Source organism: Chryseobacterium formosense (assembly GCF_900116415.1).
GTDB classification, from domain to species: Bacteria; Bacteroidota; Bacteroidia; order Flavobacteriales; family Weeksellaceae; genus Chryseobacterium; species Chryseobacterium formosense.
In genome coordinates this window covers 642,501-661,284 of the sequence record NZ_FPAP01000002.1, presented here as the reverse complement: position 1 = coordinate 661,284, position 18,784 = coordinate 642,501, and the positions used below count along the sequence as shown (strand labels likewise).

The window sequence follows — 18,784 nt, the reverse complement described above, 5'->3', positions numbered from 1 at the left end:
TTTGAATTAACGACTAGTGTTGTTGATGTAAAAGATGGTGAAGATAGAATTGTTGCATTAAATAATATAGTTAACAATGATACAACCGGAGAGGCAAATTCTTATAGACTTTTAAGTGATGAAAAAGTAGCAGATCCTAATGACAATGGTAGCGCATATAGAGACGTTGTCGTTATAAAAAGATCGCACGCAGAAAACGAGGAAACAGGTCCACATGAAATCGGTCATACTTTAGGATCTACTCATACTTCAAACGGTTTTTTAGCACCTTCTTCAAATAGTGAAGGAAGAAATTCTAGCTTACCAATGGAAGCCATTACAAATATAATGGGTACTATTAAGAGTACTCAAAGCGAACCTAATAAAGCAAAAGCTTCAATGGGCTCTTTAGGTCAAGCAACAATACATTTAATTAATGATAACTTAAAAAATGATAAAGACTACAAAAAGTTTAGAAATGGAACAGTCAAATTGGCTCAACCTTAATAGAAATATTTTAATATTTCTATTTGTCTGTGTAGCCTCACTCCTGTTTTCTCAAAATACTAAAGGCTTCTATCTCACAACAGAAATTTTATCAATTGAAAACCCCTTACTAATATCTGTTAAAGGCTTTAGAGGTCAATTTATAGTGAGTGAAAAAAATTTTAAAGAATCAAACAACTTAAAAAAATTATTAAGAGAAGAAAAAGCTTTTCTATATTTTGATGATAGTATGGGAATTAAATATTTTACGAATGTATGGACAGAGGCTAATATAAAAAAAATAGAATGTGATTGTTGTATAAAAACGGATTATATTGATATTAATAATATCCATGTAATTAAACTTTCCAAATATTTAAAATCATTTTATTTAGGTTTCACTAAAACACATTTCTATAATGAAAGTATTGTTGATGCAGAGAATTCAAAAACATATCTAAGGAATGATACTACATATAGAATGATTCTATTTCCAAAATGCGAATGATATTTAGGAGAGATATATTTACTGCTGCTTCCAAACGTTTCTATTATGTAATAATATATGATAATAAGCTATGCAGATTCAGATCATGACGGGAACATAAGAAGTCGTGATCAGAGAATCAGAGAATGTTCCGATGGAAATTGTATTGAATATTTTATTCCGGGAGAGATTGTATCCAATAACAACTATTATCCTTTCGGGATGTTGTTTGATCATAATAATCAGGCAAATAGCTCGAATGCTTATAAAATGAAATATAATGGCAAAGAATTGCAAGAAACGGGAATGTATGACTATGGCGCAAGATTTTATATGCCGGATATTGGTAGATGGCTGTCTATTGATCCGCTTACCGAAAAGATGAGAAGATTTAGTCCTTATAATTACGCTTGGGACAATCCGATTAGATTTATTGATCCGGATGGGATGTTTGCTACACCTCCGGATGATTATTTAGATGTTAATGGGAGATATTTAGGGAGTGATGGTGCTGCAACTAAAAATGTTAGAGTAATAAACAGAACTGACTGGAATACGATAAGCTCTGATAATGGAGGATCTTTGTCGGCTATTGCAACACAAGCTTTACAATCAAGCAGTTCTGTAGTTACAGTCAATAATAATCAAATAAATTCTGACATCAACAATGCTAATAATGAAACCATTGCTGATCAAAGTAAAGAAAGACAAGTTTTGGTAGGTTTAGAAGTTACACGCGGAGATATTCCAACAGCTCAAGTAACCTCTATAAGAGGAGAAGATGGGATAAAAGGTAACACGAAATTTTCAACAGAGCCGTTTTCTGACAATGCAGGAAATATTATAAAAGAAACATTTTTTGGAACTAATCTTATTGCTTTAACACAAATACATACACATGATGTTGTTGATGAACCAGGTAAAACAAATGGACCGGGAACATCATTGTATGATAAACAGACATCTAGTGATTTTAATATCCCTATACACGCAGTTGATTCTTATATGGGAGTACAGAAAAATGGAAATGCTATTCAAAGAGTTATGCCAAACGGAACAAAACAAAATGCAGGAACAACAAACAATAATACTATTGGACAAGATGCTTTAAGAATATATATTGATAAACAAAAAAGATAATAATGAAAAAAATTATATTAATATTAGTACTAAGCTTCTTTGTGAGCAATTGTAAAGCACAAAAAAATCCTTCAGATATAATCTATTTTTTACCAGCTTCTGTAAAAGAAATTCTCTATAAAGAAGTTCAAAAAACGGAGGAAAAGAAAAAAAACATCTTTTTTGTTTTAGACAAAGAGAACGAGGATACTTTTGTAATATACTTAAAAACAGATTACAATGAATCAGAAAAATTTTGGTTGAAGCATAGCAATAGATCTGTTTTTTTAGAAAAACAATTAATAATACCTCTTTATTTATCTATTGATCATATATTTTCTTATCCGGAAAAAGGTGAGAATGTTATTAAAAAGCTTGGAACGGACAAAGGTTTCAAGAGAGTTATAAGTATTCGAGACCACGGATTTCAAATAAGGTTTAAACGAAATGGTGAGATAGTTAAATAGAATCACTGAAGGATATTATGATGCTTTGCTGAATCTGTATGTGTACAATTATGTAGATCATTTAGGAAATATAAGACTAAGCTATGCAGATTCTGACCGTGACGGAAACATAAGAAGCCGTGATCAGAGAATTATGGAATGCTCGGATGGAAATTGTATTGAATATTTTATTCCGGGAGAAATAGTTGCTAATAACAATTATTATCCTTTCGGGATGCTGTTTGATCATAATGCACAGGCAAATAGCTCGAATGCTTATAAGTATAAGTACAACGGTAAGGAGTTACAAGAAACTGGTTTTTACGACTATGGATGGCGTCAATATATGCCCGATATCGGACGGTGGTTACAAATGGATCCATTGGCAGAGAGAGACAGAAGATGGTCACCATATAGATATGCATATGACAATCCATTAAGATTTATTGATCCTGACGGACTTTGGGAATTAGAAATAAAGCAAAGGGAGATAATGAAAAAAGGACAGGGTACAGGAAAGTTTGAAAACTACCTTGCTTTTGTTGCCCAAGAAGGAGATAATATAAATACTTTAGCTGAACAAACTGGATTAGACCTAGAACAGCTTCAAAAAGGTCTTGAAGGAGTTGAGATAAAAGAAGGTTCTAGTTTGGACAAATTAGGAATAGCAAGTGCTGATAAAATGATTGGAACAATAAACAAATATATAAACGACCAACGTAAAGCATTTGATTCTAACTGTTGGGGAACTTCTGTTTCAATGGGAAGAAGAGGGAGTGTAGATTTTAATGTTGATGGTAAGAATACAGGGACGATTCCAGATCCAAATAGAGCAGATGAAATTTTACAAGATGAATTTAAGCAAACTAATAATCCGTCCTTCGGAGATCTAAGACGATATGCCTATTCTGATGGCAATAAAAGATTAAGCAAAGAGTTTAATGATTATGGTTATAATATTGTCGATAGCGGAAATAAAGCAGGAGGAACTTCTCACTATGCAACTTACCTGCTAAATAATGGTGCTGGAACTGTTTATGTGTTTAGTAAAAATGGAGCAGGTGCAAGTGGAAAATGGGTAGTTACTCCTGAAAGACATATTACAGGAGACAACGGTTATGGAAATCCTACACCTATTGGTAGCGGTAGTCCTAATTACACTAAAAAATAATACTATTATGAAAATTAAAATTTTATTCATTCTTTTAATGATATGTAATTTAATAAACGCTCAATTACAGGGCATACAAACTTTCTTCAGAACAGATGAATCAGGAGAAAATGTAATTTTTAAGATAAAAAGCATAAAATATAGAACTGATTTTAAAACATTCTTCATGAAAGATAAAACCAATCTGATTGAAAATACAAATAATGACATTTTGCATTTTATGGTTTATAAAAAGAAATATTTATTTGTCGGATATTACCCAAATACACACGAGCAACAAATGTCTAGTATCGGGTATGAGATACGTTCATTAGAAAAGCTAAAAGTTATTGATTTGGAAAACCCTTCAAATAAATGGAATTATCAGTTTAATGGTAAAACAGCAATGGGGCTTATAAAAAGTTTCAATCCTAAAGACGGAGATATTGTTTACTGTAATCATATTAAGCCCATAAAAGACAAGTAAACCTTTCTCCCATACGATTTTCTTGTGGGAGGTAATGAGTAACCTCGCATTTATACAATTACAAGTACAACGGCAAACAACTGCAAGAGACGGGTATGTATGATTATGGAGCAAGATTTTATATGCCCGATATTGGTAGATGGGGTGTTGTAGATCCGTTAGCTGAAAAGATGACTCGTCATAGCCCTTATAATTATGCATTTAATAATCCGATTATGTTTATTTATCCTGATGGAAGAGAATCTACGATTTATACAGGACAAGCTGCGCAAGATATGGTAAGACAATTACAAAGTCAGATGCCTCCAGATGATCATTTTAATCAATTTGGGAAATATCTTTACACTGACAATAAGAAAACAAATAATATTGTTATAGATTTTCAAAATCCGATTACAGGTAGTTTGAATACAGCACCATGGTTATCAACGCAGCTAAAAGATTATAATTTTAATAAGGACAATGCTTTTATTTTAGCAAATATTGCAAATCATTATGCTAAAGAAGCGGGTGTAGACTTAAATAATCTTAAAGGAAATAGTACTTCTGTGGGAATTGCAGACTTTCATTTTGAAGCTGGTAAAATGGTAGGGAAAGTTTTTAGTTTTAATGGGGGTGAATATAATCCCGATGCTGTAATGCAAGCAAATTCAGATACCAATACAGTATCTTTAATGATTGGCAATGGACAGGTCTCGGATTTATACAATGACAAATATAATATGATTTCAGCATTAAGTCACGAAGGAGGTCAGGTAAGTCATATATCAATAAAATCTAAAATTAAAACAACATTAGATTTAGCAAAAGAGCATGTTCGTATATATGAACATCAAATAGCATCACCTATTTTCAAGAAAACAACTCCTGAATTCCAAAAATTAATGAAAAAAAATTATGGTAATGATAAATTTTATTATGAAAAATACAAGTAAAAATAATTTTGGTTTTTTACCATTGATGTTAGCCGTTTTTTTTATATCCTGTAAAAAGTCAATTTCTAAAAATGAAGAAGCAGTTTGTTCATTCCAAAATTTAATATGTGATTATACAAAAGATAGTATAAATATTAAAAATGTTGAGACTTTTCTATTATTTGGAAATCCTACAAATGATACAATCAAAATTTCCCTTAAAGATGTCCAAGAAAATTATAGACACGTGTACAAAAAAGATACATTTGAAATTAATTTTGAAGCGCTAACGCCGATTTCCGTACCACCCCATGACTCGCTTGGGCTACCTTGTATATCAGTAATTGGAAAAAAATTCAATAATGATGATCAAATTTTAAAAAAAGGATTTGAAATTGTTAATATCAAATCTCGTAAGATAATTTCTAATGCACCGGATTACAGATTAAAGCAATTACGAGAGTTTCAATTATATAAGAAATGGGGAAGAAAAAATGATAATTTAACTTTGTAAACAAGAACTCCTCGCTCTCGCACGCTTGTCTCGTGTGGGAGATAATAAGTAACCTTGTATTTTATGAGGTTACTTACAATTATAAGTACAATGGTAAAGAACTCCAAGAGACGGGGATGTATGATTATGGAGCAAGATTTTATATGCCCGATATTGGAAGGTGGGGAGTCGTGGATCCGCTGGCGGAAGTTAACAGAGCTTGGTCTCCATATCGTTATGCCTACAACAATCCAATACTTTTTATAGACCCAGATGGTAGATTAGAAGGAGATTTTATAAGTGAAGATGGTACATATTTAGGTAATGATGGAATTGATGATAAGAAAGTTTATGTTATAAAAACAACAAAAACTAGTTTTGATTCTGGTGCACCATCTCAAGGGATTTCTAATAAAGATAGGAAGGCCACAGAAAAATTCATTACTGAAAATTCAGGTAAGACTGATGCTTTTAAAACTAATAGTATTGCTTATGATAATAGTGTAGAAATAGAAGGCAGCTCAGATACAAGACAAGCAATGGTAAATATTGTAAACCAAGATGATGGAAAAGGAGGAACATCTGATGCTAATAATAGAGAATACGGTGGTAGAATCAAAAAAGATGGTACGGTTGTAGAAGCCCCTCCTGGAAGAGTTGGAAACCCAAGTAATGATACTGATGCAAATATTTCGATTGATATTTATTTTGCAAATCAGGTTACTTTTCATAGTCATCAAAGTGGCACATTGACCGAAGGAAAAATAACTAAATCGTGGCTACAAGCACCTTCTTACAAAGGAGGGGATATTCAAGGTGGACACAATAAAAGTGAGTATGTTTTCGGTAGAGGAGATGGTAATGTTTATATTTATAATAGTAAAGGAGTTCAAGCTACAATTCCACAAAAATATTTCGCAATTCCAAAGAAAAAATAATTATGAGAAGAATAATATTGTGCGTTTTTACAATAATTTTTACAAACTTTTTTTCACAGAGTAAAAGAGATAATGATTATAAAAAACTTATTGATTCAGCTCTTATACTAAAAGCTAATGACACATATAGATTTTATAATAAAGAACTAGAAAGAGAAGAAAAAGCTGATAATTGGAAGATATACTTACATAATTTTAAAAAAAAGATTAATAATATATATATTATTGATGAAAATCATTTACCTGTAAATTTGGAAAATGTAAAGACAGACATTCCTTTAAAAACTATAGATATAGAAAATCCAAAAAATAGAAGTGTAATAAAAAAAGGTCTGGATGCCTGGAAGATAATTCCCATTTTGTCAGAAAATGAATTAAAAATTAATATTATAGCTTTTAAAGTCACTTATAAACATAAGCTTTTGCAGTTTTCCAATGGTGGTGGCTCAACTATTATTTTTCAATATTCCTGTGAAGAAAAAAAATGGAAATTGATAAAAGAAAAGCATAAAGGAATATGATGAGTAATTTATCTGATAATGTTCAAATTAATTAGTCACAAATCCAACATTTAAATTTACCTAAGCAGATTACTCAGAACGGACAGGTAACCAATTATGTGTACCGTGGGAGTAAAAATGAAGAAGCTCTTTGGAACAGTGAAAACCAATTACCTTGATGGTTTTCAGTATAAGTTTACATATAGGTGGGAAGATGAGACCGGTAACACAACGACCCATGGGATGAAATTAAGAATCATTCCTACTTCTGAAGGATATTTTGATGCTCTTTTGGGTTTATATGTTTACAATTATGTTAATCATTTGGGAAATATAAGACTAAGCTATGCAGATTCTGACCGTGACGGAAACATAAGAAGCCGTGATCAGAGAATTAGGGAATGCTCCGATGGAAATTGTATTGAGTATTTTATTCCGGGAGAGATTGTTGCTAATAATTCTTACTATCCTTTTGGGATGTTGTTTGATCATAATAATCAGGTTTATAGCTCTAATGCTTATAAAATGAAATATAATGGAAAAGAATTGCAAGAAACGGGAATGTATGATTATGGAGCTAGATTCTATATGCCGGATATCGGGAGATGGGGTGTGGTTGACCCTCTTGCGGAAACTTCTAGACGTTGGTCACCTTATACTTATGCTTACAATAATCCGATTAGATTCATTGATCCGGATGGAATGCAAAACGAGGATATAATTGTTCCCGAAAAATATCAAAAAGTTGTAAATGGGTTACTTGCAAGTTCTTTTGGTGAAAAAAGCAAAGATTTTTCTTACGATTCAAATGGAAAATTACTGTTCAGTGGAGATATATCAAGTTTTAGTCCTGATGAAAAGAATGCTTTTAATGAGTTAAATAGCTTAATTACATCAAGTACCACGTATAATGTTGTAGTAGAAGAAAACTTTGAATATCAAGCAAAAAATGGTAAAACAGTTAAATTAAACACAGGAAACAGTGGTACTCAAGGAGATGCTGCTGTTTATCCTTCAGCAACTAAAAATGGAGAAGGGATTTTGGCTATTAATCCAAATTCAATACAAAGCGCACAAATAGATGTCACTTATACAGCAGATGGGGATCAAGTTCTTGTAAATCCAATGGACATTCTACAGAATGGAGGACTTGGACCAACAAAAACATTTTCACCATACGAAAATTTTTGGCATGGTATAGGTCATTTGCGAGCAGGAAGTGGGTCCGACCTGGGAAGAGCTATGGAAATTGAAAATTTAGGGGGTAAAATTTTTAAAAATGTCTCATACAATGCTGATGGCAGTATAAAGTCTGTTATACCAGCACCAATTCCACACAAAGCATATAATGCTCATCATCCTAAAAAAAAATAGAATAATGAAGTACACATTAATTTTTAGTATAATCTTCGGTATTTTACATTCTTGTACAATCCGAAAGAATATATTTAATTCTCAAACAGATTATTTAATTTATAATAATAGCAAGTATGCACCAATTCAAATTATTAAAAATAAGGAGATTATTGGTACAGCAAGTAAAAATTCGTTTACCATAAAAAATAATTCAAAAAATAAAATACTTATATTCTCTACAGTTTTAGAAAATGAAAGTATGTTTTACTCTAAAAGAAATATTACTGTAAAAAATAATATTTTACTGATTGATTCATTTTATAACAATTATATGGATGATGCCTCAAATAGTGGAATTAAAAAGTTTAATTTCATAGAAATACAACCTAATAATAAATTAGTTATAAATTATAATATTGATGATTTTAAAATCAACTTTAAACAAACAAAAAAAATACAATTACAATATTACTTTTTGGAAAAAAAATCTGACAGCTCGAATAATCTTCTTGAAGTACCCAAAGATGGATTAAAAGTAAAAACAGTTTTGTCCCGAATTGGCACAAAGTAATTGGGAAATGTATCAGAAGTGTTGGTTTCATTTATTAATTAATAAATCTCATTAAAAAGCAGTAACTATTGGGAGGTAATGAGTAACCTCACATTTATACAATTATAAGTATAACGGTAAGGAGTTGCAAGAGACTGGAATGTATGATTATGGAGCAAGATTTTATATGCCGGATATTGGTAGATGGGGTGTGGTAGATCCGCTAGCGGAAATATATAGAAGACATACACCATATAATTATACCATCAATAATCCTATAAGGTTTACTGATCCGGATGGAAGAACAATAAACGATCCACAGAGCAAAAAAGAAGCTGAACATACACAAATGGGACTTAATATGAGAAAAAGCCAACTAGAATTGCAAAGAAGTATGATTTATAGTTCAGCAACTGATAAAAACGGTAAGGTTTCTTTGAGTAAAGCTCAGAAAAAAGAAATAGGTAACATTAATTCAATGGTTAATGAAGTTAACAAGTCTATAAATGATATAAATGATATAAATGATATAACTGATATGATCCATGATAAAAATAATGATTATGTATTTAGTAATAAATCAGAGAATGGGGCTTTCCAGAAACCAAAAGAACTGGTGATGGGCAAATTACAGTATATTTTGATTCCTATGGTGATAAAGTTCATGAAGGTAGACATGGTGGTCAGATTGCTAGAAAAGAATATGACATTGACGGCATAGGTAGTGTAGTTTCTGGAAGTTTTGGGGCAAGTAAAGAAATAGATGCATATAAGGCTGAATTGTCTGCAGTTGGGCAAATTATATTTAAACCATATTTAGATTTGTCAGATCTAAACAATATATATAAAGTTGGGCTAACAGAAACAGTTACTGATATTAATCAATTAGACAATAGCTTTTTACAAAGATTAGTTGATAAACCTGGCTTAAATCAAAAATTAATATATCCACCAAAAACAGATAAAAATTATTATGCAAAATAATTGTATGTCATTGATTTCAATGCTATTATTAATTTCATTAATCTCATGTAAAAGTCAGAATTCAAAAATAGTCGGTAAAGAGTACATTTATGAAAATTCTAATAGAAAATTTTCTGTGAAAATAATAGACCACAAAAATCTTATCATAAATAATACTTACAATTGTACAGAGATTAGTGACAAGTTCAAAAATATTTCCTTAAATAAAAAATATAAAATAATTAAAAACAAAATAATAATCTTAAATCCAAATCAAGATATTGAAATACCTTATTTTGATAATTCAAACTGTACATTCCTTACAACAGAATTCAGGTCAAACGTAAAGCATTTTTATGATGGAAGAACTATTTATCCTGATGAATCCTTATATACATTTCCAAAAATTGATACACTAAATATTATTAATGATAGTATTTACTACTATAAAAAAACAAAAAATGGAAGCATTGGATTTGTTTTTAAACAAAAATCACATTTCTGATAGATTAACCCCGCTCCCGCACGATTGCATCGTGTGGCAGATAATAAAAAAACCTCGCAAATTGCGAGGTTAGTTATCAATATAAGTACAACGGTAAAGAACTCCAAGAGACGGGAATGTATGATTACGGAGCAAGATTCTATATGCCCGATATTGGAAGATGGGGTGTTGTGGATCCGCTGGCGGAGAAGATGACGAGACATAGCCCTTATAATTATGCACTTAATAATCCAATAAGATTTATTGATCCAGATGGGAAACAAAATAAGGATGTTATAATTACAGGAAGAGCTGCAGATGCTGCATTAAATGAATTGCAAAAAGCCGTTTCTTCTGAACTTACTTTAACCAAAGATAATAATGGAAAAGTTTCTTATAAACAAAATAATTCAAGTGGTAAACTATCTGCGGATGCGCAGCAATTAGTTAACGCTATTGATGATCATTCTGTAAATGTAAATGTGAAAGCTGAAAATACAAAAATAACAGAAGCAGAAAATTTATATATTGGAGGTGCTTTTTCTGGCAACAAAACACGTAATCTATTAAGTAGAGATGGAAGCTCTATGAGTGCTATAACAGAAACTGAGCAAGAGGTAAACCCAAAAGTTTTAGGGGCAATGAGTGATTATTTTGGGAAGCCAGGAACCGATATGTTACATGAAGTAACAGAATCATATCAAGGAGGAATAATAGCTAGAAAGCTCGGACATAATGCTGGTCCTCCGTCTGAAATGGATGGAGATAATCCTTTTAGCGTATATAATAGAGCTCACTATGGTGCAACACCTCAAACCACAGATGGTGTTCAAGCTAATTTTTTTTGATCAAAATGGAAATCCCACAAATATATTAACAAAGACAGGAAGAGCTGAATTTATAATAACTGATTCCACAAATGTTAAAGCTCCTTTAATTATTCAAACTTATCCTTAAAACATGAAAAAATATTTAATAATATTACTTCTATCAATAATTTCTTGTAATACAAAATCTAAACTTGTTACTGGTATTGAATATAGAATAATTAAAATAGATACAATTGAGAACATATATCTAATAAATGCTGAAAAGGCTGATATTAGTATTAAAAATACTAGTATTATTAAGATAGCATCTGCTAAAACTTCTGATAAATGTAAAAAAAGTAATTTACTAAAAGTAAATCAAATTTATAAATTTAACCTTGAATCTTTATACCCTAAAAACTTTGTTTCACATAACTATCTTAGAGGTATTACTTATAATGGAGTTTTTGTCCCTTTCGAAAAAAACATAAATTTTAAAAGAGATTTATTTATTACTAATGATGTAGAAGGCTTATGTTTCAAAAACTAAAACACAAAATATCGAAGAGGCTTTTTTAAGAACAGGTAGTTATAAAAATTACAAGTACAACGGGAAAGAACTGCAAGAGACGGGTATGTATGATTATGGAGCAAGATTCTATATGCCCGATATTGGTAGATGGGGTGTGGTAGATCCTCTGGCGGAGAAGTACCAACCGATAATGTATCAGAAGTGTTGGTTTCCTTTATTGATGGATGTTTAAGAAAATATCACTCTTAAAAACCTTAAAAAAGAGTAACAATTTAGTTACTCTTTTTATTTTTGAAAGAAATTTAACTATTCGGTCATGTTTCAGAGTTAGTGATATTGATTTTAAAAAACTCAAATTACCGGTTTTCAACACCCAATAAAATATAAATAATCAAAACAAGAGTAGACATTCCCTACTCTTATTTATTTTTACTGATAAAAACATATCTAAATGACTGAAGATCATTCCTCATGTATCAGAGTTAGTGATGCGAAAATGTGTAATTTCTGCCATTCAAAAAACATTATTAAAAACGGAACTACAAAAACAAAAAAGCAACAATATTTCTGCAAAAACTGCAACAGGAGATTTATAGAATTTTACAGTTATAAAGCTTATCACAGTAATATTAATTCAGATATTATCAAGTTTACAAAAGAGGGGTTGGGAATCAGAAGCATCGCCAGAATTTTAAATATTTCTACAACCACTTTATTTAAAAGAATTCTCAGTATTGCTAAAACAATTATTCCACCTAAAATCATATACGGACAATCTTATGAACTTGATGAGATGAGGATTTTTATCCGGAAAAAATCAAATCCGCAATGGCTTGTTTATGCAATTCATAAAAATACAAAGTCAATCATAGGGTTTAACATTGGAAAGAGAACAAATAAAACCTTAAATACTGTAATAAAAACTTTAATTCATTCAGAACCCGAAAAAATTTATACCGATAGGCTCAGAAACTATCGCTATTTAATTCCAAAAGAAATTCATAGTACCAAAAGATTTGGAACCAACTCTATCGAGAGAATGAATCTGAATATCAGAACAAATTTAAAGAGATTAAACAGAAGGACGATTTGTTTTAGTAAAAGTAATATCATTCTTCATTCAATCTTAAAAATATATTTTGGAGTAGCAGCTTTTTTCAATAATTCCTGTATTAAAAACTAACCCCCTGTTCAAAACTTTTCCTAACCTTCCTTTCAGAAAGATTTCCCGTTTATTAGATTTAAAATTTAATTAAAATTTTAAAATAATTATCAATTGTCGTAAAACTACGACAAAATATTTGCAGAAAACTTCTTAGCTTTATACAGATGGAAAACACATACACAAATGATGCCCAATTTCATAAAACACAAAGTCCGACCACAGGACAGCCTGGCTTCTTTAGCTTCCAGAATGCGGATGACTGAAGATGAACTGAAAGAATTTCACAACCATAATTGCGGAAAGATGGATAAACTATGGTTTACCAATCTCAGAGGCGTTGAATTCGTTTTGATTCCTACCCTTTTTATTTCTAAAGAAGAGCAGGAAATCCGCAAAAGCAAAATGTTACCGTCGAAAGAATATTTTAAAGGTTTTCATGCTTCAAAATATTTTGTTTCAGAAAAATTTGAAGAACCTCATAAAAAAGATTCGAACTTTAATTATTCCGTTAATCTCAACATTCAAAACAACAAACACGGTTTTGCAGCAGAGACTTCATTAGCAGATTTCAGAAAAAACGGAATCGCTTCGGATGACAAAGTTTCTTCGCTTTCTTTAGCCTGCATGAATAGCATCTACCCTATTCCGTACAATATTTCGCAAAAAGGGAAATTAGGATCTTTCTTGGATCATAAAAATTTAATAGAAAAATTCAGAAATAAAAGAGCTGATCTTGAAGATTTTTTTATTGGAGATATTTCCAAAAGTTATATCGATTGGTTTGTTGAAAAGTTAACTGATGAAAATTATTTTTTCAGGCAGATACAGTCCAGTTTATTGTATCAGACCTTATTTCCAAACTTGGAATGGTTTCATAAAAAAACAGGCTGGAAGGAAGCATTTTATATTTACAAGAATTCATTTCCTGTAGAATTCAATTTTCAGACTGAATTCACATTTGATGATCCTGATCTTGTTAAAACTAAAATAACCGGAACAAATTCAGAAAACTGCAGTCTCAGAGAACTGTTAAAAGGAATCCGAATTGAAAATGAAAATGCCAAAGATTACATCGATGCTGAAATTCAGATTCAATATTTCACCCATAAAATAACAAAACAATTATATGAAATAAAATCCTCTGTTGAAATCCTGCATCAAAACGAAGTATTTCAAAAGCACCATTTACACATAACACAAAATTAAGATGAAAACCTACCAAACACAACCAAACGACAGTTTCGCCTCTATTGCGAAAAAGTTTAATATTAAGGATGAAAATTTTCTCCAGACTTTCCATAATTTGAATTGTTCGGAAAGTGAAGTTGTTTACGACGAATTACCTTCAGGAACATTTATTTTAATTCCTGAAGACCCACAGTTTCTATGTGAAAATTCGGAATCTGATCTTGAACAGGATTGTATGAATGATAATTATGATTTTGAAGAAGAAACGCAATCTGATGATAAGTATCAGGAAAACGATGAAAAAGAAATTGACAATTCAGCCAACGAAAAGTCTGAAGAAGTTAAAGAATCAGAAAATTCTTCAAGCGAACACGACGGAAAATATTTCGTCATTCAAAAAGGAATGGTACAATGCAATCAAGGTTTTAAATTTCCGAAATTCAACGTAACCAGCCATCAAAAGCATTATTGGAACGATGCAGACGGACAAACCGATTATCTTGCCGTAACTGAAGATGATCTCCAACTCGACCCACCTACACAACCTTTCGGGCAATGCAAACTCAAACCAAGTTCCGGAGGCTATCTTCCCTGTACCTATGCTCCTGCCGGAAAATGGACAAAAACTTATGATAAAGTAAAAGTAATGGGCAAATGTTGTGTCACCGAACTATCTGAACTCATGTGCAGCACAGGCGGAAAAATCACCATTTTCAAACATGGTCAACAGTCAGAATTGGGAAAAAGAAATGTCGACAATGCTGATTCTAAAGAGCAGCAGGTGTATAATCCGGTGGTAGATTTTGAGGAGTTTAAGGAAAAAATAAAAGGTAACAATGAAGATGCCTGGTAAATAAAAAACATACTATCATGGAAAAAAAAGGCGTTTCACAAATTTCAGGAACCATAAAACCCGTTGCAGGAGAAAAATACACCTACCACGTTACCGGATGGTATCCTGATACAGAAGCAGAAAAAAGAAATCCCAAACTCGTAACCTGGGAACTCTTCAAACAGAGAAAAAATGGTAATTTTACAAGTACCAACATCAGGAAAAAAGGTATCAGCGAATTTACTTTTGGTGAAAAAGCAGTTGGCTCAGTATATAAACTGGAAGCCTATCTCTATGCTCCCGAGGGAGGCGGATTAATTATTCATCCACAACCCAGTAAAATCCCGATTATCAATAAGGTTGAATTGCTTTATATAGATGATACAAAAGGTACTACCTTTAGCTTCATGGAAAAGCTGAGAACAAAAGCCTACTGTACCAACATGCTTATGAAAGAGCTTACTTTCACCTTGTGGGAGGACGATATTCAAGGAAAAGGTCATAATCCTAAGAACAAGTTGATTCTGACCAAAAAAGCAAAAGTAGATAAAAACGGTGTAGCAGCTGCAGAATTTATGCTTACCCGCGCATTGATGCATAAAGCTATGCAGGGTGAAGCAGACTCTAAGCAATTAGAGTTTTATGTTACGGTAGAATACTATGCTAAAAAGAAACACACTACAGAGAATATACATATCAACAATCCTTTTCCTCCTATCAATGGAGAAATAAGAGAGTCGCCTGCTGAAGCTATCCCAAAAGCTAAAAATTCTCCTGCAGAACAGAAACCTCCGAGCATGAAAGAGGAAAAAGGAATTGGAGAAATTGCTGTAGATAAAGCAAAAGAGCTGTGGGATTGGTTGGAAGCCAAAGGTAGCATCTTAAAAGAACAAATTCCCACCGTGCAGAAGCCGGAAGGGAAATCGCCAGTGGTGGTGAAGGAGACAGACATATCAAAACCAACTTCTGAATGTTTTTGCAAAGAAAATCAATTTCGCTGGAGTAATAAGTTAAATTGTTCTGAACGTAAAAAAGTTTTGGAAGTTTGTGCAGAACTTTGGGGCGAAGATAATAAAAAACAAAAAGCTAGTGAACTGATGTCTGTAATGCATCTCGAAACTAACAAAACTTTTAATCCTGCTGCTGATAATGGCGCAGGCTATAGTGGATTAATTCAATTTAGCGATGAATCTGCAAAATCTGTCGGAACCACAAGAACGGCATTAAAAGAAATGACTTTTGTACAACAAATGGATTTTGTGAAAAAATATTTTTATGGAAAAAAAGATGTTTTGCACACAATGACTGATTTATATCTACTTGTTTTAAAACAAAATGCAGTAGGACACGGCAATGATAAAGATTATATTTTATTTGATGAAAGTGTAAATGTTCCAAACGTACCCTTCAACAAAAATAACCTTAGCAAAGAACCTTGGGTAACAAAATATGGATATTCAAGCAATCCTTCATTCATGAGAGAAAATGGTGAATATGAAAACAGAAGAAGCTTCAATTCATATTCCAAAGGAGTAATACAAAGAAGAGGATTTCCCAATGGGAAAACCTATGTTTGGGAAGTTACAGATGTGTTAACTAAAAACCATTATGATTTAGGTAATAATCAAAACTTTAATGGAACATGTGAAAACATTCCACAACAAACAAAACCATCTCTAAAAGGAAAAAGAGCCCCATGGATGGAAATCGTTTTAGATGAAGCTAAAAATTATGGCGGATATGATGAAGGAGACAATCCATTATCATCAAGAATTAAAAATGAATATTTTTCAATTCCAAATGAATACACAACAAAAGATACGGATCCTTCTTCTGTCTCTTGGTGTGCCGCATTTGCGAGTTGGTGCTTAAAAAAGGCAGGATATTCAAATCCTAGTACATGTAGAGCATTAGAGTTCAATCCTGATTATCTTCACGATGGAGCAAATAAACCAGACAGAGCATCAGGTATGAGAAAAATTTCCAAACCTGTATATGGCTGTATTGTTGTATGGAAAAATGTAAAAGGCGGTGGCGGACATGTTGCATTCCACTATGGCTACGAAACCAACGGTAATATTATTCCGTTAGGAGGTAATCAAGGTAGCAGTTTAAAATTTAGCAGTAGAAGTCCGAATGGGGACTATGATCAAAAAATAGTTGGATATTTCCTTCCAGAAAACTATGCAGATCATTCTGAAGATGAATTTACGGATGAAGAAAAGAAACTTAATCCTAAAACACTAAATAAAAGTAGTTTACTTAAAAAATCTAATGAAGAAATTAGTGGAAAAACAACCTAAAATATTATTATGAAAAAACATTTAGTATTTATAAGTACATTCATTCTTTTTCTAGCTTCTTGTGAAAAAGAAGCTATGAGTACACAAAAAAATAATCAAAAAAATCACGCTTCTATGGATAAGGAAATTATAACACTAAAAAAACAGTTGGAGAAAGGTGTAAAAGCAACGATTGGTGATGCAGTAGATTATCAGATAGAATATTCCGATGATGATCTTAAAATTGAAGAAAAACTTTTATCGGAAATTTTAGAAAAACATGGGTTTAAAAGTCTGAATAATGAAGAATTCAAAATCAAAATAAAATCTATATTCGCACGCGAAATAGATTATTCCTCAAATAAGGAATTTATCTATATTAATAATTTGAATAAATGTTCACGAGATCCCGTTTATTTCAGAAATAATGTAATAGATTTTGACGGTAACTTCATATATAAACAAAATAAATTTATAGCACCGCTACTCGTTATTCCAGAATTGATAGATTACGAAAAAAAATATCCCGAAATAATAAACTATGAAAAAATGCTTCCTGCAGAATATTTAAACAAAAATGGAGACAAAATAAAAATAAAAAAATGGGGAAATGAGAGTAATTTAATGCAGGAACGTAATCTAAATATTCAAACAATTGTCGCTAGAAACAAATACATGTTAAATGAAAGTAAGGCAGATTTCACTTGGTTGAAATTTCATGACAAATCATTTTTAGAGTCTTTAGTTAAAATGCATGGTTACTACAGTGATGAAGATTTAAACAAATTTGTATTAGAAAAAAATATTTTAAACATAGATGAATTGGGTAAAATTCTTTGGATTCAGAGATGTGATGGAAAATTCATTATTAATCAAAAGCTATTTGATGTAATTTCCCAGTCATCCGAAGAAGACAAAGCAAAATATTTAAATGCAATATCCGAGTACTTATCAAAAAAAGTAAATAGTAATAGTTCAGATTTTAATAACAAATTTTCGAATAAAGCTGAAGTATTAGGAAAAATAGCCTATTTCTGCTCTAAAGTTATTTCTAAAGAAAATAGATATTATGATTTTTTTAGCATTCTTGGAAGTGTTGATGGTGGTAAAAAATATGAAGAAGAATTCAAAAAAAATAATTTTTATGGCATTTCTGATTTCAAACAAATTTGGGAGGAGACAAAAACAGGTGGAATAGCCTATCCAAGAATGGAATAACAAGGGCTTGCCAAGCCGATTATCTTGCCGTAACAGAAGATGATTTACAGTTTGATCCACCTACACAACCTTTCGGGCTATGCAAACTCAAACCAAGTTCCGGCGGATATCTTCCCTGCACATATGCTCCTTCCGGAAAATGGACAAAAACTTATGATAAAGTAAAAGTAATGGGCAAATGTTGTGTCACCGAACTATCTGAACTCATGTGTTGCACAGGCGGAAAAATTACCATTTTCAAACATGGTCAACAGTCAGAATTGGGAAAAAGAAATGTCGACAATGCTGATTCTAAAGAGCAGCAGGTGTATAATCCGGTGGTAGATTTTGAGGAGTTTAAGGAAGAAATAAACGGAGAAGATCCTTTTGAAGTTGAATAATTAAAAACACAGCGTTATGAAAACCA

General features: G+C 31.6%; 19 protein-coding genes and 4 pseudogenes. All 23 read left to right on the top strand.

The features are described from left to right. Positions 1-457 precede the first annotated feature (457 nt). Positions 458-973, top strand: a complete 516-nt coding sequence (locus BM371_RS09310; RefSeq protein ID WP_165571790.1) for a hypothetical protein — start codon at positions 458-460, stop codon at positions 971-973. 57 nt (positions 974-1,030) lie between these two features. Further along, the gene (locus tag BM371_RS20925; RefSeq protein ID WP_034678250.1) at positions 1,031-2,092 is read left to right on the top strand and encodes an RHS repeat-associated core domain-containing protein; all 1,062 of its coding nucleotides are present in this window, start codon (positions 1,031-1,033) and stop codon (positions 2,090-2,092) included. 2 nt (positions 2,093-2,094) lie between these two features. After that, a complete protein-coding gene (locus BM371_RS09300) occupies positions 2,095-2,538 on the top strand; it encodes a hypothetical protein (RefSeq protein ID WP_034678249.1) in 444 nt (147 codons plus the stop codon). A gap of 25 nt (positions 2,539-2,563) precedes the next feature. Continuing rightward, positions 2,564-3,688 (top strand): RHS repeat-associated core domain-containing protein, encoded by a 1,125-nt coding sequence (locus BM371_RS09295; RefSeq protein ID WP_228423578.1) that lies wholly within the window; start codon positions 2,564-2,566, stop codon positions 3,686-3,688. A 7-nt stretch (positions 3,689-3,695) separates the two neighbouring features. Next, complete coding sequence (locus BM371_RS09290) at positions 3,696-4,154, top strand: hypothetical protein (protein ID WP_074958659.1); 459 nt, start codon at positions 3,696-3,698, stop codon at positions 4,152-4,154. Between the two features lie 53 nt (positions 4,155-4,207). Then, positions 4,208-5,089, top strand: a pseudogene (locus BM371_RS09280) (RHS repeat-associated core domain-containing protein); the annotation flags it as partial. Further along, positions 5,073-5,582 (top strand): hypothetical protein, encoded by a 510-nt coding sequence (locus BM371_RS09275; RefSeq protein ID WP_131430999.1) that lies wholly within the window; start codon positions 5,073-5,075, stop codon positions 5,580-5,582. The pseudogene BM371_RS09280 and the gene BM371_RS09275, both read left to right, overlap by 17 nt. Before the next feature lie 116 nt (positions 5,583-5,698). Continuing rightward, a complete protein-coding gene (locus tag BM371_RS20730; protein WP_394334185.1) occupies positions 5,699-6,499 on the top strand; it encodes an RHS repeat-associated core domain-containing protein in 801 nt (266 codons plus the stop codon). 2 nt (positions 6,500-6,501) lie between these two features. Further along, positions 6,502-7,020: a hypothetical protein gene (locus tag BM371_RS09265; RefSeq protein WP_034678244.1), complete on the top strand. Its 519-nt coding sequence runs from the start codon at positions 6,502-6,504 to the stop codon at positions 7,018-7,020. A 96-nt stretch (positions 7,021-7,116) separates the two neighbouring features. Continuing rightward, positions 7,117-8,373, top strand: coding sequence for an RHS repeat domain-containing protein (locus BM371_RS09260; protein WP_034678243.1), 1,257 nt, complete (start codon positions 7,117-7,119; stop codon positions 8,371-8,373). A gap of 4 nt (positions 8,374-8,377) precedes the next feature. Continuing rightward, complete coding sequence (locus BM371_RS09255) at positions 8,378-8,926, top strand: hypothetical protein (RefSeq protein ID WP_131430997.1); 549 nt, start codon at positions 8,378-8,380, stop codon at positions 8,924-8,926. A 97-nt stretch (positions 8,927-9,023) separates the two neighbouring features. After that, positions 9,024-9,210 (top strand): annotated as a pseudogene (locus BM371_RS20990) (RHS repeat-associated core domain-containing protein); the annotation flags it as partial. Between the two features lie 475 nt (positions 9,211-9,685). Beyond that, complete coding sequence (locus BM371_RS20720; RefSeq protein WP_034678240.1) at positions 9,686-9,889, top strand: hypothetical protein; 204 nt, start codon at positions 9,686-9,688, stop codon at positions 9,887-9,889. A gap of 4 nt (positions 9,890-9,893) precedes the next feature. After that, positions 9,894-10,373, top strand: coding sequence for a hypothetical protein (locus tag BM371_RS09240; RefSeq protein ID WP_131430995.1), 480 nt, complete (start codon positions 9,894-9,896; stop codon positions 10,371-10,373). 71 nt (positions 10,374-10,444) lie between these two features. Continuing rightward, positions 10,445-10,634 (top strand): annotated as a pseudogene (locus BM371_RS20985) (RHS repeat-associated core domain-containing protein); the annotation flags it as partial. Positions 10,635-11,312: 678 nt separating this feature from the next. Next, complete coding sequence (locus tag BM371_RS09230; RefSeq protein ID WP_034678238.1) at positions 11,313-11,711, top strand: hypothetical protein; 399 nt, start codon at positions 11,313-11,315, stop codon at positions 11,709-11,711. Between the two features lie 40 nt (positions 11,712-11,751). After that, positions 11,752-11,889, top strand: a pseudogene (locus tag BM371_RS09225) (RHS repeat-associated core domain-containing protein); the annotation flags it as partial. Positions 11,890-12,144: 255 nt separating this feature from the next. Beyond that, a complete protein-coding gene (locus tag BM371_RS09220) occupies positions 12,145-12,876 on the top strand; it encodes an IS1 family transposase (protein ID WP_051882932.1) in 732 nt (243 codons plus the stop codon). Between the two features lie 165 nt (positions 12,877-13,041). Then, positions 13,042-14,064: a hypothetical protein gene (locus BM371_RS09215; protein WP_131430993.1), complete on the top strand. Its 1,023-nt coding sequence runs from the start codon at positions 13,042-13,044 to the stop codon at positions 14,062-14,064. A gap of 1 nt (position 14,065) precedes the next feature. Continuing rightward, positions 14,066-14,899 carry a DUF4280 domain-containing protein gene (locus BM371_RS09210; RefSeq protein ID WP_051882930.1) on the top strand — a complete coding sequence of 278 codons (834 nt, stop codon included), beginning with the start codon at positions 14,066-14,068 and terminating at the stop codon, positions 14,897-14,899. Between the two features lie 17 nt (positions 14,900-14,916). Then, positions 14,917-17,181, top strand: a complete 2,265-nt coding sequence (locus BM371_RS09205) for a CHAP domain-containing protein (protein WP_034678236.1) — start codon at positions 14,917-14,919, stop codon at positions 17,179-17,181. A 9-nt stretch (positions 17,182-17,190) separates the two neighbouring features. Further along, positions 17,191-18,378 carry a hypothetical protein gene (locus BM371_RS09200; RefSeq protein WP_034678235.1) on the top strand — a complete coding sequence of 396 codons (1,188 nt, stop codon included), beginning with the start codon at positions 17,191-17,193 and terminating at the stop codon, positions 18,376-18,378. Further along, complete coding sequence (locus BM371_RS09195) at positions 18,330-18,758, top strand: DUF4280 domain-containing protein (protein ID WP_081874575.1); 429 nt, start codon at positions 18,330-18,332, stop codon at positions 18,756-18,758. Before BM371_RS09200 ends, BM371_RS09195 begins: the two co-directional genes overlap by 49 nt. The last annotated feature ends 26 nt before the right edge of the window (positions 18,759-18,784 follow it).